14 protein-coding genes are annotated in these 17,068 nt (G+C 47.4%); 4 read left to right on the forward strand and 10 right to left on the reverse strand.

The features are described from left to right. The first annotated feature begins 192 nt into the window (after window positions 1-192). The 3 genes from OPS25_RS00480 to OPS25_RS00490 all read left to right on the forward strand — a co-directional run bounded on the left by OPS25_RS00480 (window position 193) and on the right by OPS25_RS00490 (window position 4,563). Window positions 193-1,731, forward strand: coding sequence for an AbgT family transporter (locus tag OPS25_RS00480; RefSeq protein WP_265615680.1), 1,539 nt, complete (start codon window positions 193-195; stop codon window positions 1,729-1,731). 311 nt (window positions 1,732-2,042) lie between these two features. After that, a complete protein-coding gene (locus OPS25_RS00485; RefSeq protein ID WP_265616130.1) occupies window positions 2,043-2,708 on the forward strand; it encodes a 2OG-Fe(II) oxygenase in 666 nt (221 codons plus the stop codon). A 583-nt stretch (window positions 2,709-3,291) separates the two neighbouring features. After that, on the forward strand, window positions 3,292-4,563 hold the full coding sequence (locus OPS25_RS00490; RefSeq protein ID WP_265615681.1) for an APC family permease: 1,272 nt from the start codon (window positions 3,292-3,294) through the stop codon (window positions 4,561-4,563). A gap of 233 nt (window positions 4,564-4,796) precedes the next feature. Here the strand turns inward: OPS25_RS00490 and OPS25_RS00495 are convergent, their stop codons facing one another. The 10 genes from OPS25_RS00495 to OPS25_RS00540 all read right to left on the reverse strand — a co-directional run bounded on the left by OPS25_RS00495 (window position 4,797) and on the right by OPS25_RS00540 (window position 16,020). Then, complete coding sequence (locus OPS25_RS00495; protein WP_265615682.1) at window positions 4,797-5,348, reverse strand: hypothetical protein; 552 nt, start codon at window positions 5,346-5,348, stop codon at window positions 4,797-4,799. A gap of 205 nt (window positions 5,349-5,553) precedes the next feature. After that, on the reverse strand, window positions 5,554-6,732 hold the full coding sequence (gene prpF / locus OPS25_RS00500) for a 2-methylaconitate cis-trans isomerase PrpF (protein WP_265615683.1): 1,179 nt from the start codon (window positions 6,730-6,732) through the stop codon (window positions 5,554-5,556). Between the two features lie 104 nt (window positions 6,733-6,836). Then, window positions 6,837-9,431, reverse strand: a complete 2,595-nt coding sequence (gene acnD, locus OPS25_RS00505) for a Fe/S-dependent 2-methylisocitrate dehydratase AcnD (protein ID WP_265615684.1) — start codon at window positions 9,429-9,431, stop codon at window positions 6,837-6,839. A gap of 74 nt (window positions 9,432-9,505) precedes the next feature. Next, window positions 9,506-10,630 (reverse strand): bifunctional 2-methylcitrate synthase/citrate synthase, encoded by a 1,125-nt coding sequence (gene prpC, locus OPS25_RS00510; RefSeq protein ID WP_265615685.1) that lies wholly within the window; start codon window positions 10,628-10,630, stop codon window positions 9,506-9,508. Window positions 10,631-10,709: 79 nt separating this feature from the next. After that, a complete protein-coding gene (prpB, locus tag OPS25_RS00515) occupies window positions 10,710-11,588 on the reverse strand; it encodes a methylisocitrate lyase (RefSeq protein WP_265615686.1) in 879 nt (292 codons plus the stop codon). A 1-nt stretch (window position 11,589) separates the two neighbouring features. Then, the gene (locus tag OPS25_RS00520; protein WP_265616131.1) at window positions 11,590-12,273 is read right to left on the reverse strand and encodes a GntR family transcriptional regulator; all 684 of its coding nucleotides are present in this window, start codon (window positions 12,271-12,273) and stop codon (window positions 11,590-11,592) included. Window positions 12,274-12,482: 209 nt separating this feature from the next. Then, window positions 12,483-13,073 carry a BON domain-containing protein gene (locus tag OPS25_RS00525; protein WP_265615687.1) on the reverse strand — a complete coding sequence of 197 codons (591 nt, stop codon included), beginning with the start codon at window positions 13,071-13,073 and terminating at the stop codon, window positions 12,483-12,485. Between the two features lie 2 nt (window positions 13,074-13,075). Next, the gene (locus tag OPS25_RS00530) at window positions 13,076-13,669 is read right to left on the reverse strand and encodes a phosphoheptose isomerase (RefSeq protein ID WP_265615688.1); all 594 of its coding nucleotides are present in this window, start codon (window positions 13,667-13,669) and stop codon (window positions 13,076-13,078) included. A 33-nt stretch (window positions 13,670-13,702) separates the two neighbouring features. Next, the gene (locus OPS25_RS00535; protein WP_265615689.1) at window positions 13,703-14,053 is read right to left on the reverse strand and encodes a YraN family protein; all 351 of its coding nucleotides are present in this window, start codon (window positions 14,051-14,053) and stop codon (window positions 13,703-13,705) included. Continuing rightward, entirely contained in the window at window positions 14,050-16,020 is a 1,971-nt protein-coding gene (locus OPS25_RS00540) for a penicillin-binding protein activator (protein ID WP_265615690.1), read from the reverse strand. The genes OPS25_RS00535 and OPS25_RS00540 overlap by 4 nt, the downstream gene beginning before the upstream one ends. Window positions 16,021-16,173: 153 nt before the next feature. Here OPS25_RS00540 and rsmI point away from each other — a divergent pair, with 153 nt between their 5' ends. After that, complete coding sequence (gene rsmI / locus OPS25_RS00545; protein WP_265615691.1) at window positions 16,174-17,016, forward strand: 16S rRNA (cytidine(1402)-2'-O)-methyltransferase; 843 nt, start codon at window positions 16,174-16,176, stop codon at window positions 17,014-17,016. The last annotated feature ends 52 nt before the right edge of the window (window positions 17,017-17,068 follow it).

Raw genomic sequence — 17,068 nt, forward strand, 5'->3', positions numbered from 1 at the left:
GTGCTTAATTAGAAGACAATTTTGATGAACTTAATTCTGTATATTTCCTTTTTTTTCACGTAACTTAACGGCTGAAAAATGTGTCGTTTTCAACAGGCGTGACCTGCGAAATCAAATAAAGCATCCACACAGTGATGTGATTCGCCTCCTTTGGAAATTGATGTAAAAACTAAAATAAAAAGAGCATTCTCTATGGAACAAACAAACGTATCGCCGGTACAGCGGCTTCTCAACAAGGTTGAAATCTGGGGAAATAAACTTCCCGATCCAGCTGTATTATTCATTATATTATTAGCCACGGTGTGGGCACTTTCCTGGGCCTTATCCGGGGTCGATTTTGACGTAGTCGATCCACGTAATGGCGAGCCTTTGCGTATCAGTAACCAGTTCTCTGGTGAGGCGTTAACGCAGTTAATGTCTACTATGGTTACCAACTTTGCACATTTCCATCCGGTGGGGGTTGTGCTGGTTGCTATGCTGGGAATAGGAATAGCAGAGTATTCTGGTTTTATTAATGCAGGTTTACGTGCATTGTTATCGGTTACCGCCAAGTGGTTGCTGACACCAATGATTATTCTCATTGGTATTGTGAGTCACTCTGCAGTGGATGCAGGTTACGTATTGGTTATTCCATTAGGGGGCGTGATTTTCTATGCTGCTGGCCGTCACCCATTAGCAGGGATTGCCGCCGCGTTTGCGGGAGTTTCCGGTGGCTTTTCCGCAAACTTTGTTCCCTCGGCACTGGATCCAATGTTGCAGGGGATTTCACAAGCTGGCGCACAGTTGCTCGACCCTACTATCATACTTAATCCGCTAAATAATTATTACTTTACCGCTGCCTCTGCCATTGTGGTTACCTTATTGGGATGGTTTATTACGGATAAATTGGTCGAGCCCAAGCTAAAGAATAACCCGATTGATGGCGATATGTCTGATTTGCCCTCCATGGAGCCGCTGAAAGATAACGAACGAAAAGCTTTACGCTGGTCGTTGCTGGCGGTGGTTTTAGGCATAATCTTTCTGGTGGTTACCGCCTCATTTGAATCTTCACCCTGGCGGGGTAATGACGGCTCGTTAACGTCGTTTTCAGCACCGTTGATGAAGTCTATTGTACCGTTAATCTTTCTTCTATTTATGATCCCTGGTCTGGTGTATGGACTGATCATCGGTTCTATCAGAACCTCCAAACAATTTGTCGAAGGCATGACGAAAGCTATGCAGGGCATGGGCTACTATCTCGTCATCATGTTTTGTATTGCGCAATTTATTTACGCGTTCGGGCAATCCAACTTAGGCATTTTGTTAGCGGTACAGGGCGCAGATTTCTTACAGGCAATGCAACTTCCTGCGGGAATAACCATTACAGGGATAATTTTACTGACCGGATTGATCAACCTGTTTGTGGGCTCCGCGTCGGCTAAATGGGCATTATTAGCACCCATCTTTATTCCCATGCTGATGCAATTAGGTATTTCGCCCGATTTAGCGCAAGCCGCGTATCGTATCGGTGATTCAAGCACTAATATCATCACCCCGTTGATGCCATATTTCCCATTAGTCGTGGTTTTTTGTCAGCGCTATGTGACTAACACAGGTATTGGTACCTTAACGTCAATGATGTTGCCATTCTCAGTGAGCTTCCTGGTTGTCTGGACATTGTTTCTGGTTCTCTATTGGACGCTAGGCATTCCACTGGGCATTCAGGCATCGTATGAGTACAGCATGCCATAATGCGTTAAATACAGGCCCGATTTGTTTCGGGCCTTTTCAACGTAAAAAGTCTTAGATTTTCTTGATTCCGCCGCCACCACCTTATGACGACTACTCGTCACAAAAGTTAAACAACCTCAGCGCAAAGTGGGCCGAAATTGATGCGGATTGAGGTCATTTAATGGTTATTTGGACAACATAAAATGTTGCATGAAAAACATTCGCATTTTAAAAATCCTCAGATACAATGCGCCGTTTTCTGAGCGCAAAATAGCGTTTCTCTAAAACGAATACGGGGTTAAATTTTTATTGGGATAATTAGCTTGTCACACATGCTCGCAAACATCATCGATCTCCCTGCTCAAACTGATCATAGTCAATTATATGAACAGATAGCGCACGATATTGAAACTCAGGGGTATAGTATTCGCCTTGGCGCTTTACCAGCCAATATTGCTGAGGCGTTATTAGCCCATCAATTGAGTTTGAACAGTGCCAAATACCGGGAGGCAGGCATCGGACGCGGCGAAGACCAGATTAATAATCGCTTTGTCCGAACCGACGAAATTTGCTGGATCACCGGCGAATCGGATGCCGGTAAACTTTGGCTGGATTGGGCTAGTGAGCTAAAAAGCTATCTCAATCGAAGATTGTTCCTTGGTTTATTTTCGTTTGAAAGTCATTTCGCCCATTACCCGCCCGGCGCTTTCTACAAGCGACATGTGGATTCGTTTAAAGGTAACACTAACCGGGTGTTATCGCTGGTCACCTATCTCAACTCCAATTGGGCAATCGACGACGGCGGTGAGCTGGTGCTGTATCGGGATGAAAACGACCAAGTGGGTACACGTGTCGTGCCATTAATGGGCACGCTTGCCCTATTTTTAAGCGAAGATTTTCCCCATGAGGTACTGCCGGCAGCGCGGGACCGTTATTCTGTGGCCGGCTGGTTTAGAGTAAATTCCTCGGTAACGGACAGAGTGGACCCGCCAAGGTAAAGGGGCTACAGAAAAGTATTAGGCATGGTAGTAGCACCCTCCTCTTATCCGCCAGTGCTTGAGTAGGCGAGGAGTCGCTATGTCATTTCGATGAATTGTCAAAGAATGGCGTCCTCAAAACCCCTGTCATTACACGCAGGTGGGAATCTCCAAAGCCCCTGTAGTGGGGGTGATTATTGCTTTTAACTTTGCGTGGAGAGAAAGGAGATCCTCCGCCGACGCGGAGGATGACGAGGGAGGGCGGAGGATGATGTTGTTTAATTTTGTCATTCCCACGAAAGTGGGAATCTGCAAAGAGAGTAGTGGGGATGATTATTGCTTTTAACTTTGTGTGGGGAGAAAGGAGATCCTCCGCCGGTGCGGAGGATGACGAATAACTGCGTGTGATGACAAATAACTGTGGGAAAATGGCCCTTTAACCCTTTCTAACACATTCTGTGATATAACTAGTCCACTATAAGCTGAGATTAAACAGCCACGCAGGTTCGATACGCCTAAGAATATCCAAAAGCAGTAGCAATTTTTTTGTCTACCCCTGCGTAATGTAGCCTTCACTTTCTATTGTTCGTTCGTAAGGAGTTTAATGACGACCGAAACCTCTAAATATCGTCGCGATATGGGAACACTCGGCGTGTTATTCATTGTGGTTAATGGGTTAATTGGCGCGGGCATATTTGGGCTCCCCGAAGCACTTCATGGTGCCGTCGGCACCTTTGCACCCTGGTTATTGCTGATCGGTGGCACGACAGTCATGGCTATTGTCATTTGTTTCATCGAATTGACCAAGTTAACTGACCGTTCGGGCGGACCGCAGCGTTATGTGGGTGACGCATTTGGTGCTTATCCGGGATTTGTTATTGGCTGGACTTTTTATGCGGCGCGGCTCATTAGCCAGGGTGCTAATGTGTTAGTGATGGCAGCTTATGCTGCAGCGCTATGGCCAGTGCTAGGAGAGGGCTTCGCAAAAGTCATTTTAATCATCTTAGTGCTGGGTGGGCTCACCATAATCAATGTCATCGGCATTGGGCGGGTGGTCATCGTGTTGGGCGCGATGACTGTGTTTAAGTTGTTGCCACTGCTGTTACTGACAGTGATTGGTATCGGCGCGGCAACACATTCGGGGCCGGTCGAATTGCCTGAATTTAGTGCGGTAGAAGGCATTGCGTTAGCAGCACTCTACGCCTTTGTTGGGTTCGAAAATGCCACAATTCCGGCAGGAGAAACGAAAAACCCTCAACAAGCCATGCCACGTGCACTCATGGCTGGTCTTGCCGCGGTGACCCTGCTTTATTTTGGATTGCAGTGGGCATACAGCCACAGCGTTATTGCAGGCACCGGATCTGATGCGCCGTTAACTGCGCTGGCAGGGGAATATGCTGGTGATATCGGTGCTATATTAATCGCCGCCACGATTGTATTAAGTGTGCTTGCCAATCTTACCGCTGGTCATACATCGGCAAGTCGCATACCCCCATCGTTGGCCGACGATGGATTGCTTCCCGCCTGGTTCGGTAAGGTGTCACGCTGGGGAACACCTGCCAATTCAATCGTCTTTTTTGGCGTCGTAGCGATCCTGTTTTCCCTATGGGATGACTTTTTGGCGCTGGCCGCTGTGAGCACGCTGGCGCGTTTGTTGGCTTATATCTCATCGATTGCCGCATTGCCAAAATTGCGACAGCAAGCAGGCTTAGCTCCATTCAATACAACCATCATAGTGGCAGCGCCGATCGCGTTATCTCTCAGTTTATGGGCGGCGACTCAAACCGACGCGACGCAATGGCAGGCGCTTGGTGGCTTTGCTATGGTGGGGACGTTACTATTTTTCATCGCGCGGCGAGCCAATAATGCGGTTTAATCCCCACTGCGCCCAGGGGGCTACTCGCACAAGATTACAAATCGATGCAGTTTGCTGTAAAACGTAAAACGATAGTTGAAAGTTGCTACAGGTTAGGCCGCAAAAAGCCCATTGCAGGTTGAGCAAAAATCGTTCCATACCAATTTTGAGGCAAAAAAGGAGTCGATCCTATCTACTCGTCCTATAAACTTTTTAAAATATAAAGTGATAAGCTCAGGTAGCCTTTTACGCAACTAATGGGCTGTAAAATTGTTCTCGACGCAAGCAGCAACAAAGTCTCTTGCCTCAGACATTAAGGCTGGGTGCGCATGACACAATGCATCAAGAACGAGGTTGAACCAATACAGATAATCATTTAAAAGCGCAGGCTGATAAACGTCGATTGTTTCTGCCAAGATAAAAAGTTCTGCCAGGATCAGGGTTTGAAGTTCTGCCGATGTCTTTTCCACGCCGGCAATATCAAAATCCGATAATGCATCAAGGTCAGCTGTTAAAGGTATATTTAGCGCAGCAACTTGCGTGATTAATTCTGCTATATCGTGTCCAAATTGTTCTTCAATTTCAACAATATCGGTAAATTTAAGTGAAAGCTGACTATGTAGCCACGCACACGCTAAAAGGGTTTTACTATGAGGTAACTGAGAGAGTTTGTCTGCGACTGCTCTAGGATGATTGACAAATGCATGACCAGAGTAGGGAGAAAACAACCCTGCAAGAGCAAAACGTCTTGCGCTAAACAACGCTGCGCGTGAAATAAACGGGTCTTCTACCAAAATTGATTGCATAACTTTTCCTCATCAGTGTGTTGTTGGCAGGGTGTACCACTGCACTTTATTATTCGGCCCGTATGCAAGCAGGCGGATGTCCTTATCTGATGTTAGACTTTAGTCTACTAAAATGATCGAAGAGAGCAACAGTTAATTTAGGATAAAAAGGGGTCGGAGTCATTTTGCAAAATGACTCCGACCCCTTTTCCCATTTTCTGGCGTTTTAGGCGTCTACGGGGGGCGTGCGCACCCAGCCTTCCATGAGGATACGTGCGCTGCGACTCATGATAACTTTTTCTACTTGCCAGTTATCGCCATCCTTTTGGGCGGCGGCGCCGACTTGTAACGTTCCAGAAGGATGGCCGAAGGTTACTGACTCCCTCACGTTGCCGCCCGCCGCTTTGTTAACCAGTGTGCCAGGAATTACAGCTGCGGTAGCTATGGCCACAGCTGCCGTACCCATCATGGCATGATGTAACTTACCCATAGAAAGAGCGCGTACACACAAATCGATATCGTCTGCTTGGACTTCTTTACCACTGGAAGCAGTATACGAGGTGGCTGGGCAGACAAACGCGATTTTGGGGGTATGCTGACGAGTAGCCGCTTCGCCCAAATCGTCAATAAGACCCATTTTAAGTGCGCCGTGCGCGCGGATAGTCTCGAAGCGGGCCAGCGCGGCAGCGTCACTGTTAATGTCATCCTGCAGTTCCGTTCCTGCATAGCCAATAGCTTCCGCATTCACAAAAATAGTCGGAATACCAGCATTGATAAAGGTAGCTTCTACACTGCCTACTCCTGGTACATCGAATATATCGACCTGATTGCCGGTCGGAAATAACGCGCCTTCACCATCTGCGGGATCAATAAATTCAATCTTTACTTCTGCGGCAGGGAAGGTGACCCCATCAAGTTCGAAATCTCCCGTTTCCTGTACCTCGCCGTTAGTTATAGGTACGTGCGCGATGATGGCCTTTTGAATGTTAACCTGCCAGATACGCACTTCTGCAATGCCATTGCGAGGAATCCTCGCAGGTTCAACTAAACCGTTATTAATTGCAAACGCACCTACAGCAGCAGTGAGGTTACCACAATTACCGCTCCAGTCGATGTGGGCTTTATCAATAGCCACCTGACCGAACAAATAGTCCACGTCGTAATCGGCTTTTTCGCATTTCGACAAAATAACTGTTTTACTGGTGCTTGAGGTTGCACCCCCCATGCCATCCGTGTGTTTTTGATAAGGATCCGGGCTGCCAATGATGCGCAGCAACAGATTATCGCGATAACTTCCTGGCTGCTGGGCTTTTTCAGGTAGATCTAACAGGTGGAAAAATACACCTTTACTGGTACCGCCGCGCATATAGGTGGCAGGTATTTTAAGCTGTGGAGCAAATGTCATTATGGAACACTCCAAAATATCTCTGATTATATTTACAGAGAATAGAATTACAAAAGCCTGCAATTCGTTTGCAGGCTAGCTTATCTCACTGACTTAGTCGTGTTTCAGGCGGTTTCTTCCGCTTCAAGAAAGTCTTTGGCAAAGCGTTGTAACACGCCCCCAGCACTGTATATGCTGACTTCTTCTGCGGTATCTAAGCGACATTTCACGGGCACAGTTTCCCGGGTGCCGTCAGTACGGTTAATGACAACTTCCAACGTAGCGCCAGGTGCAGGTTCACCCGATACATCGTAGGTTTCTGTGCCATCCAGCTTAAGGGTTTTACGGGTTGTCCCTTCTTTAAACTCAAGTGGTAACACACCCATACCAATAAGATTGGTACGGTGAATGCGTTCGAAGCCTTCAGCTAAAATTACTTCCACTCCGGCCAAGCGCACTCCTTTCGCGGCCCAGTCCCGGGATGAACCCTGACCATAGTCGGCACCCGCTACGATAATGAGTGGCTGACCCCGATCCATATACGTTTCGATCGCTTCCCACATGCGCACTACTTCACCTTCTGGTTCAATACGAGCTAGGGATCCTTGCTTCACCTCGCCATTTTCCATTACCATTTCGTTAAAAATTTTAGGGTTAGCTAACGTAGCACGTTGGGCAGTGTGGTGATCACCTCGGTGTGTAGCGTAAGAGTTAAAATCTTCTTCTGGTAAGCCCATTTTCGCCAGATATTCCCCGGCTGCACTGGATGCCAGTATGGCGTTTGAGGGGGATAAGTGATCCGTGGTGATATTGTCACCGAAAATCGCCAGTGGACGCATACCTTTCAAAGAGGGCGCCTTGGCCAGCGCACCTTCCCAATAGGGGGGGCGGCGTATATAGGTGCTGGTTTCACGCCATTGGTAAAGCGGTGATAAATCTTTGCCGTATTCAACTTTCAAGTCGAACATGGGCTCGTAAACCTTACGGAACTGCTCGGGTTTCACATGCTTGCTGACAATATCATCAATTTCTTCATCCGTCGGCCAGATATCGCTCAAGGTAACCGGGTTGCCTTTATCATCATGACCGAGCACATCCTTTTCAATGTCAAAGCGAATGGTGCCCGCAATGGCATACGCCACGACCAAAGGCGGCGAAGCCAGAAAAGCTTGCTTGGCATAGGGGTGAATACGACCATCGAAGTTACGGTTGCCAGACAGTACGGCAGTAGAATATAAATCCCGTTCGATAATTTCTTGCTGGATAGCTGGATCGAGCGCTCCGCTCATGCCGTTACAGGTGGTACATGCAAAGCCGACAATACCGAAGCCTAGACTTTCCAGATCTTCCATTAAGCCCGCTTCTTCCAAATACAATTGCACCGCTTTCGAACCGGGCGCTAAAGATGATTTGACCCAAGGCTTACGTACAAGGCCTTTACGCTTGGCATTGCGCGCAATCAATCCCGCCGCAATCACATTGCGCGGGTTACTGGTATTTGTACAGCTGGTGATGGCTGCGATTATCACAGCGCCATCCGGCATTTTTCCTGCTTCCTGCTCGATGGGCTTGCTGATCCCTTTGCTACTCAAATCGCTGGTGGACAAGCGGGCGTGAGGATTAGACGGACCGGCCATATTTCGACCTACACTTGCCAGATCGAATTTAAGTACGCGTTCATATTCTGCCGTTTTTAACGCATCGGCCCATAGCCCTGTCTGCTTAGCGTAAGTTTCTACCAAGGCAACCTGTTTATCTTCGCGGCCTGTTAGTTTCAAATATTCAATGGTCTGTTCATCAATATAGAACATTGCTGCGGTCGCACCATATTCAGGTGTCATATTTGAAATCGTAGCCCGATCACCCAAGGTGAGGTGCGATGCGCCTTCACCATAGAACTCTAAATACGCTGAGACCACACGCTCTTTACGCAAAAACTCGGTTAACGCCAGTACGATATCCGTGGCGGTGATGCCGGGTTGGGGTTTGCCCGTTAGTTCAACACCTACAATGTCTGGCAAACGCATATAGGAAGCACGACCAAGCATGACACTCTCTGCCTCCAGGCCTCCTACACCGACGGCGATCACACCCAACGCATCCACATGCGGAGTATGGCTGTCTGTACCCACTAGGGTGTCGGGGAACGCCACGCCATCTCTGGCGTGCACCACCGGAGACATTTTCTCCAGATTGATCTGATGCATAATGCCATTGCCCGGCCCAATAACATCGACATTTTTGAAGGCGGTTTTGGTCCAGTTGATGAAATGAAAACGGTCATCGTTACGGCGATCTTCAATCGCCCTGTTTTTGTCAAACGCGTCTTTTTCAAAGCCAGCGTGCTCAACGGCCAGCGAGTGGTCAACGATTAACTGTGTAGGTACCACCGGATTGACTTTAGAAGGATCACCGCCTTTTGCTGCAATGGCGTCGCGCAATCCGGCCAGGTCAACAAACGCCGTCTGACCCAGAATGTCGTGGCAAACAACGCGTGACGGGAACCAGGGGAAGTCAAGATCACGTTTGCGATAAATCAGTTGTTTTAACGAGTCGGTGAGTGCTGCGGGGTCGCATTTTCTAACCAGGTTTTCTGCCAATACTTTAGAAGTATAGGGCAGTTTGTCGTAGGCGCCTGGTTCAATAGCTTCCACAGCTTCGCGGGTATCGAAGTAATCCAGCGATGCACCGGGAAGCGGTTTGCGGTAATCGGTGTTCATGGTGATATCCTGTTTCAAATGAGAAGAAGGCCAGACAAAAATCTGGCCTCTTAGGCTTGGCTTTTTGGCTTATATTAGCCGCGTTCAGCTATAGGCGTCACTGTACGCAAGTCTTCACCCGTGTACTCTGCTGAAGGACGGATGATGCGGTTATCAGCGCGCTGTTCCATCACATGAGCAGCCCAGCCAGTTAAACGCGACATCACGAAGATAGGTGTAAATAACTTAGTGGGAATGCCCATGAAGTTATAGGCAGACGCATGGAAAAAATCTGCGTTACAGAACAATTTCTTCTCCCGCCACATCACTTCTTCGCAACGTACAGAAACGGGGTAAAGCACTTCATCGCCCACGTCTTTGGCCAGTTTTTCAGACCACTGTTTGATGATTTCATTTCGTGGATCTGATTCAGAATAAATCGCATGACCGAAGCCCATAATTTTTTCCTTCCGCGCCAGCATACCCATCATTTCTTCTTCGGCATGGTCAGGTGAGTTAAACTTCTCAATCATATCCATGGCCGCTTCATTCGCTCCGCCATGCAGAGGACCGCGAAGTGAGCCTATTGCCCCGGTGACACAAGAATGCATATCAGATAGGGTTGACGCGCACACTCGTGCAGTGAAGGTAGAAGCATTGAATTCATGCTCTGCGTAAAGTATTAACGACACATGCATAACTTGCTCATGAAGTTCACTCGGCTTGTTACCATGCAGCATTTGTAAGAAATGCGAGCCAATTGAATCGTTGTCCGTTTCCACATCGATGCGAACACCATCGTGCGAATAACGGTACCAGTAGCAAATAATACTGGGGAAACATGCAAGCATGCGGTCAGTCACTTCTTGCTGCTGTTCAAAACTGGTTTCTGTCTCAAGATTGCCAAGCATTGAACAACCTGTACGTAGCACGTCCATGGGATGAGCGTCTTTTGGAATACGCTCGAGCACGTCTTTTAATTCCTGCGGCAAACCGCGCAGCGTTTGTAATTTAGCTTTATAGGAATCCAATTCCTGCTGATTGGGCAATTTGCCTTTCAGAATCAGATAGGCGACTTCTTCGAATTGACACTTATTGGCCAGTTCCTTGATGTCATACCCGCGGTAAGTCAGACCAGAGCCAGTTTGTCCAACAGTCGAAAGCGCTGTTTTGCCTGCCACCTGGCCGCGTAATCCGGCACCGCTAAGTTGTTTCGCCATAAGTTAATCTCCGATTTTAATTTGTAGAGTCTTTGGTTGTGCCAGAAAGTTCCAGCACAGCATTATTATTGTGTAAGGGTTACTTATTTTTGCCTTGAGCAAACAAACTATCGAGCTTTTTCTCATACTCGTGGTAGCCAAGATAATCGTACAGCTCCATACGTGTTTGCATCATATCGGTAACCGCTTTTTGATCGCCTTTTTCAAGAATAGACGTGTAAACCGTTTCTGCTGCCTTATTCATGGCCCGAAACGCGCTTAGTGGATACAGCACCATCGCTACGCCCCATTCACCTAATTCTTTTTTATTCCATAACTCTGTTTTACCGAACTCAGTGATGTTGGCGAGAATAGGTACGTCAAGGGCTTCAGCAAAGGCGCGGTAATGCTCTTCAGTTTGCACTGCTTCCGCAAAAATACCGTCAGCACCGGCCGCAACATAGGCTTTAGCACGCTCAATCGCGGCATCGATGCCTTCCTGGGCAAAAGCATCGGTACGGGCCATGATAAAGAAATCAGGATCAGTGCGGGCATCTACCGCCGCCTTAATGCGATCCACCATTTCTTCAGTTGACACAATTTCTTTATTCGGCCGATGACCACAACGCTTCTGCGCCACCTGATCTTCCATATGCACAGCAGCGGCCCCGGCTTTTTCCATATCTTTAATGGTCTTGGCGATATTAAATGCCCCGCCCCAACCGGTATCAATGTCAACCAGTAAAGGAAGGTCACAAGCCGCAGTAATGCGCTGCACATCAGCAATAACATCATTCAATGATGTCATGCCCAAGTCAGGTAATCCGTAAGACGCATTCGCCACGCCACCGCCTGAAAGGTAGATTGCCTTATGACCGATTTGTTTCGCCATAATGGCAGTGTAGGCATTTATGGTTCCTACAATTTGAAGAGGTGAGTTGTCAGTTAACGCCTGACGAAATTTTTTACCTGGGCTCATTTCATTGTCCTTTTAGGTTTGAATGATTGAGAAGTTTAGTTTGAACATTATTTTTTGAGTAAAGAATATGTCGACGCATGAGGATTTCAGCCAATTCTTCGTCACGGTTAGCAATTGCTTTAACGATGTGTAGATGCTCGTCGAAGGCGGTGGTAACCCGCGGGCCAGCCATGCCTAATTGTACTCGATACATCCGCACCAAGTGATAAAGACCATTTACCAGCACTGATATCAAATGCTGATTTTTACTACCTTGAATTATACGATAATGAAAGTCTACATCACCGGCTTCCTGATAGTAGGACTCGCCTGCTTGTACCTGTTTATCAAAGTGCGCATTGAGAAGTTGTTGCAAGTCCGCAATTTCCTGATCGGTCATATGTTTAGCAGCTAATCTCGCCGCCATCCCTTCCAATGATTCTCTCACCTGATATAGCTGCTCCAGCCCCTCTGGTGAGAGCGTCACCACTCGCGCGCCGACGTTCGCTTTTCGTTCAACCAAATGACACGCCATCAATCGATTGATGGCCTCACGAATGACTGCACGGCTGACCGAGTAATTGGTCGATAGTTCGACTTCACTTAGTTTAGTGCCAGCGGTTATGCGCCCCTCGACAATATCGTTGCGAAGTTGTATGTAGGTTTTATCGGCATTGGTTACTGCTGATTCACTGGTAAAATCCATGGATGAAATCGACGACATTTTAAAACTTTGTCGACAATATAGAGAGCGAAGTCAAGGATGTCAATTAAACGCAGGCAGGCTTAATGAAAAGTTTAAAATGCAGTGTCATGCGTATTTTACAGAATGGTCGCCGATGTTCATCAACAGTTTTAGAGGGAAATTGTCGACAAACTGGCTGCGCGTGTTGATACGCTACAGCCCCAACGATGTTACTGAATAATCTGGAACGCCCTAACTACCCGAGCTACCCCAGTGACATTCCGGGCTACTTCAACGGCAGAGGTCGCTTCCTGATTATTTACCCTGCCGAGTAAAAATACTTCGCTATCTTGCACCACCACCTTCACCTGAAGCGCCGGTATGCGATCGTCAGTCAACAGCTTTGTGCGAACTTTTGAGGCAAGCCATATATCGTTAGCCTGAGTGGTTGCCGCAATGGGCTCACCTACGCGAATTTGATTATGAATTTTATTGAGTGATTCCACGTTTTGGGCAGCTTTTAATGCCTCTTGGATTAGTGCAGCAGAAGGAGCCTGGCCGGTTAACAGGGCCACGCCGTTATAGACGTCAACCTGGAGGTTGGCTAATTCTTTTAAGGAATCGTTTTGTGACCAATTGTAGGCCACTTTGCCCTCTGAAGTCTGGTCGTCCAACTGGGTGCCAACAGTTCGTCTGTCTGTCGCAACTTTCGCGGCCACCCCTGCGGCGCCTACAGCAACCACAGCGCAACCTTGAGATGATGCGATAACCAACGTTGCTACGCATACTGCAGCAATCTGCTTAACACCTTGTTTTATCATGGTTATTCCTCATGTTCGGCAGGAAACAGGCTGTCATCTATACATTCGCACAGGTTATGGATAACAAGCAAGTGGACTTCCTGAATCCGCGCGGTGCGATTCGACGGCACACGGATCTCTACGTCATGTTCATTCAGAAATCCGGCCATTTCACCGCCATCCTTGCCTGTCAAGGCAACTATTGTCATATCACGGGAGAGAGCGGCTTCCATCGCCGCTATAACGTTACGAGAGTTACCGCTGGTCGATATCGCCAACAAAATATCGCCTGGCTGGCCTAACGCTCTGACCTGCTTTGCAAATATTTCATCATAGCTATAATCATTGGCGATAGAGGTTAACGTTGAGGTGTCAGTGGATAGCGCAATCGCAGGCAGACTAGGGCGATCGCGTTCATAGCGGTTTAGCATCTCAGATGAAAAATGCTGAGCGTCCCCCGCCGACCCGCCATTTCCGCAACTTAATATTTTATTTCCGCGAATGAGAGCCTCCACCATCATGGTCGCAGCCTTCTCAATAGCTTCAGGTAACATCTCGGAAGCAGCAATTTTAGTTTGAATACTTTCGGTGAAATTTGCTTTTATATTTTCAATCATAATCGTTTCTTTATACGCTTTCGGAATAATGGCTCAGTATGCCACATTCTGAAGCCAGTCTAGGTGTGTTGAGTTTACTGCGATAACATCGATTCGCATAGGGGTACTTGCTGGATTAAGGCCTTGCTTAATCAAAAATTGTTCAAAGGTTATTTTGATTTTTGTTAATTTGCTAGGGGTAACAAACTCCATCGCATCGCCATATTGGCTCGAGCGACGATACTTCACCTCCACCGCCACCCAACAAGCTTTGTCTTTCATCACTAAGTCCAGTTCGCCAAACCGGCTATGCACATTGGCGGCCACAAATGTCAGGCCACGCTGTTGCAAATATAGCCTGGCTTTATCTTCTGCGTTATTGCCAATCCGTTTAGCTTGGGTCACTGTAGCGGCTTGTATAATGTTACTTTTTGGTTACTTATTAACGCTTGCGGCAAAGTACGGATAATTTCACCGTTCTTATTCATAGAAAGCTCTCCGGTGAGGCCCGCTACCGCCACCTGAGGTAGAAGCGCCATACTAGCCAGATGGGGTAAGAGTTGATAGGCATCGATTCCAAAGGCAAACAATCTGGATTCTTGGGTGCTGCGATCCTGCCAAAGTCCGTTGAGTTGCTGTTTCATCTCTTGTTTGGGATTGTGGGGTAACATCCACGGCATATCCAGAAAGCGTACATTTTGTAAATCACGCCATTGGTTTTTCGTGCTGTCATATTCTACCGAGCGTGAGGTGGCATAGACAGGCACAGTCTTGCCAAAAAATGGATTAATGCTGGCTTCGATCATGGGGTTTAACAACTCGGTTTGCTCAGGCGAAGCAAAGGCAACGATTGCATCGATATCCTCTCGGTTGCGCGGCATATTGTACAATTCTTCATTGAGCATGTAGCGAATTTGATTGATACGTTTTTCACTTTGTGCAACGTCTAACGCCTGGGTAACGCCCTCCTTCAATGAGCTGTTATCGGTAAAGGTCACTTTAGTTAAGCTAATCTTGTTACGGCCTTTGCGAAGGGCATTCAGCTCCTGCCAACGTTGGCTAAAGGATGCCAGCATACGTTGGTTAATATTGCTGTCAGAGGTAATTACTACGGGCGCTCGGTACCCATTGACAAATATCAGCTCAGCCAGCTGCGCAGCTTCATCTTCGGGGGCCAGGGCGAAATAGGCAATGGCCTGCTGACCCACGACCTCTTGTGCGCGGTTTAAGGTATCAGGTTGCTCCATACTGTTCGCAATCTTATCCTCAGGAATAGCAGAGGCTTCCTCGAGCTTTTTCAAACTGATTCGATTGAGCGCTAACATATTCACAGAGGGCGGTAGCTTGCCATGCAAATGTTCGATGGTTTCTTTAATAAGGGGGCCTATAACCCAGCGACTCTCTCCAATTTCCTCAACTAATTGAATGTCAGATTTATTAACTGTATCGACAAATCGCAAAGTGGGCACGCGATGTGTCGAACGCACATTTTTCGTATGCTCAAAATAAGCGGCGACAATGCCTTCTTTGACGGCGTTACCGGTTGCTTCCAGCCTGCCACTTAAGGGGAGTAATACGACGATGTCTTCTGGCGCCTTTATTGACAGCTGGGTGGCGCGAGTCACAGATTCTGGTAAGTAGTCCAATAAAGGATGTCCACGGAAAACCCTCTTAAACTGAACAATATTTTCACTGAGTTTAGCTGGCTGTAAACCATAGGTTGCCACCAAACTACGTAACGCAAGGTAAGGGCGTAGAGCAGGATAATCTTGCTGTGCCTTGCCTAGCTGCTCCTTTGGAATATGGTTACTCCATTGCCAGACTTTTGCAATCGTTTCCTCGGTCGCCGGGTGTGAGCTAATGAGTGCATCCGCAGCCGCGGCCCAATTTTGTAGCCGATGATATAAATCCGTTTGCAACTGAAGTTGCTGTTGGCGAATATCCTTATTGGTGGAAAGAGGAGATACTAAGGTCAACAACTCACTGGCAGAGGCTTCGCTGCTGTCCATATATACCTGAGCAATTAACAGGTTTGTCCGTTCGCGTAAGGTGGGACTAAGATTGCTGCGCTCAATCATTTTGAGCAACGCTTGTGCCTTGAATACTTTCGATTGATTAATATACATAGCTGCCGCGTCAAGGAGAAGTGCATCGCGCTGTGCAGCATCACGTTCCTGTTGCCATACGTGTCGGGCTTGCTCAATCAGCTCTTGCGGAGTATAAGCTGCATTCTCCTTCTCAATAGGGGAAATGACTTCAGGTTTAGCTATTTTAGGCTGTGTTTCTGGGGAACTTGAACAAGCGACTAATAAAACCGCCAATGCGCAGGTGACGACAGGCTTTATCAAAGCTACTATATGAGGTAAATGCACTCAGGGGTCCTTGCGTTTTCACTTAACGATTCCAAGTTTAATGATTCCAGCCAGAAAAGCTATGGTAGCAATAAAGAACTGTACCAACTTTTACCTGATAAGATGGCTGAAAATACCCTAGGGTCCGGATAACAAACTGAAAATAAGGCTATTATGTCATCATCTGCCACTCTTTATATCGTTCCCACCCCGATCGGTAATTTACAGGATATTACCCAACGTGCGCTTGATACGTTAAGAAATGTCGATTGGATTGCGGCAGAGGACACCAGGCATACCCATAAGTTGTTGCAACACTTTTCAATAAATGGACGAACGCTGTCTTTACATGAGCACAATGAAGACAAACGCGCAGCCATGTTGTGCCAACGATTAATCGATGGTGAGTCCGTCGCGTTGGTCAGTGATGCGGGCACTCCGCTGATTAGCGACCCAGGTTTTGTATTGGTGAGAAAATGCAGAGAAGAGGGCGTGAAAATAATAGCACTACCAGGCCCGTGCGCCGCTGTTACCGCGTTAAGTGCTTCGGGTTTACCCACCGATAAGTTTGTCTTCGAAGGATTCCTGCCGGTAAAAATGCTGGCACGGGAACAAGTTTTGGAAACCCTGCAAACGCGAACGATAACCTCTGTGTTTTACGAAGCACCCCGTCGCGTGGTAGACACCGTGGAAGCGGTTGCGAAGGTGTTAGGGGAAGATCGGCAACTGGTATTAGCTAAAGAAATCAGCAAAACGTTTGAAACTTATGTCAGTGGTAATCCACAAACCATTCTAGAGTACTTACATCGCGATCCCGCGCATCAAAAAGGGGAGTTTGTATTGATGATTGCAGGTTGTGCAAGCACTACTACCGAAGTACCACCCGAAGCTTTGCAGTTATTGACGATATTACAAACGGAGCTTCCTCTTAAAAAAGCCGCTGCTATTGTGGCTCAACATTACGGCCTTAAAAAGAATCGACTGTATCAAATTGGATTGGAATTGAACGATCACTGACATATCGCGTAATGGTTACCATGTAGGTGATACCAATCCGCATTGATGTTTG

Origin of the sequence: Alteromonas aquimaris (assembly GCF_026183695.1) — a bacterium.
In the GTDB taxonomy this organism is placed as follows: domain Bacteria; phylum Pseudomonadota; class Gammaproteobacteria; order Enterobacterales; family Alteromonadaceae; genus Alteromonas; species Alteromonas aquimaris.

Coding starts and splice junctions, on each gene's coding strand:
- OPS25_RS00520 (WP_265616131.1), bottom strand. CDS start 12,273: ATGGATTTTACCAGTGAATCAGCAGTAACCAATGCCGATAAAACCTAC.
- OPS25_RS00495 (WP_265615682.1), bottom strand. CDS start 5,348: ATGCAATCAATTTTGGTAGAAGACCCGTTTATTTCACGCGCAGCGTTG.
- acnD (WP_265615684.1), bottom strand. CDS start 9,431: ATGAACACCGATTACCGCAAACCGCTTCCCGGTGCATCGCTGGATTAC.
- OPS25_RS00485 (WP_265616130.1), top strand. CDS start 2,043: ATGCTCGCAAACATCATCGATCTCCCTGCTCAAACTGATCATAGTCAA.
- rsmI (WP_265615691.1), top strand. CDS start 16,174: ATGTCATCATCTGCCACTCTTTATATCGTTCCCACCCCGATCGGTAAT.
- OPS25_RS00525 (WP_265615687.1), bottom strand. CDS start 13,073: ATGATAAAACAAGGTGTTAAGCAGATTGCTGCAGTATGCGTAGCAACG.
- prpB (WP_265615686.1), bottom strand. CDS start 11,588: ATGAGCCCAGGTAAAAAATTTCGTCAGGCGTTAACTGACAACTCACCT.
- OPS25_RS00480 (WP_265615680.1), top strand. CDS start 193: ATGGAACAAACAAACGTATCGCCGGTACAGCGGCTTCTCAACAAGGTT.
- OPS25_RS00490 (WP_265615681.1), top strand. CDS start 3,292: ATGACGACCGAAACCTCTAAATATCGTCGCGATATGGGAACACTCGGC.
- prpC (WP_265615685.1), bottom strand. CDS start 10,630: ATGGCGAAACAACTTAGCGGTGCCGGATTACGCGGCCAGGTGGCAGGC.
- OPS25_RS00530 (WP_265615688.1), bottom strand. CDS start 13,669: ATGATTGAAAATATAAAAGCAAATTTCACCGAAAGTATTCAAACTAAA.
- prpF (WP_265615683.1), bottom strand. CDS start 6,732: ATGACATTTGCTCCACAGCTTAAAATACCTGCCACCTATATGCGCGGC.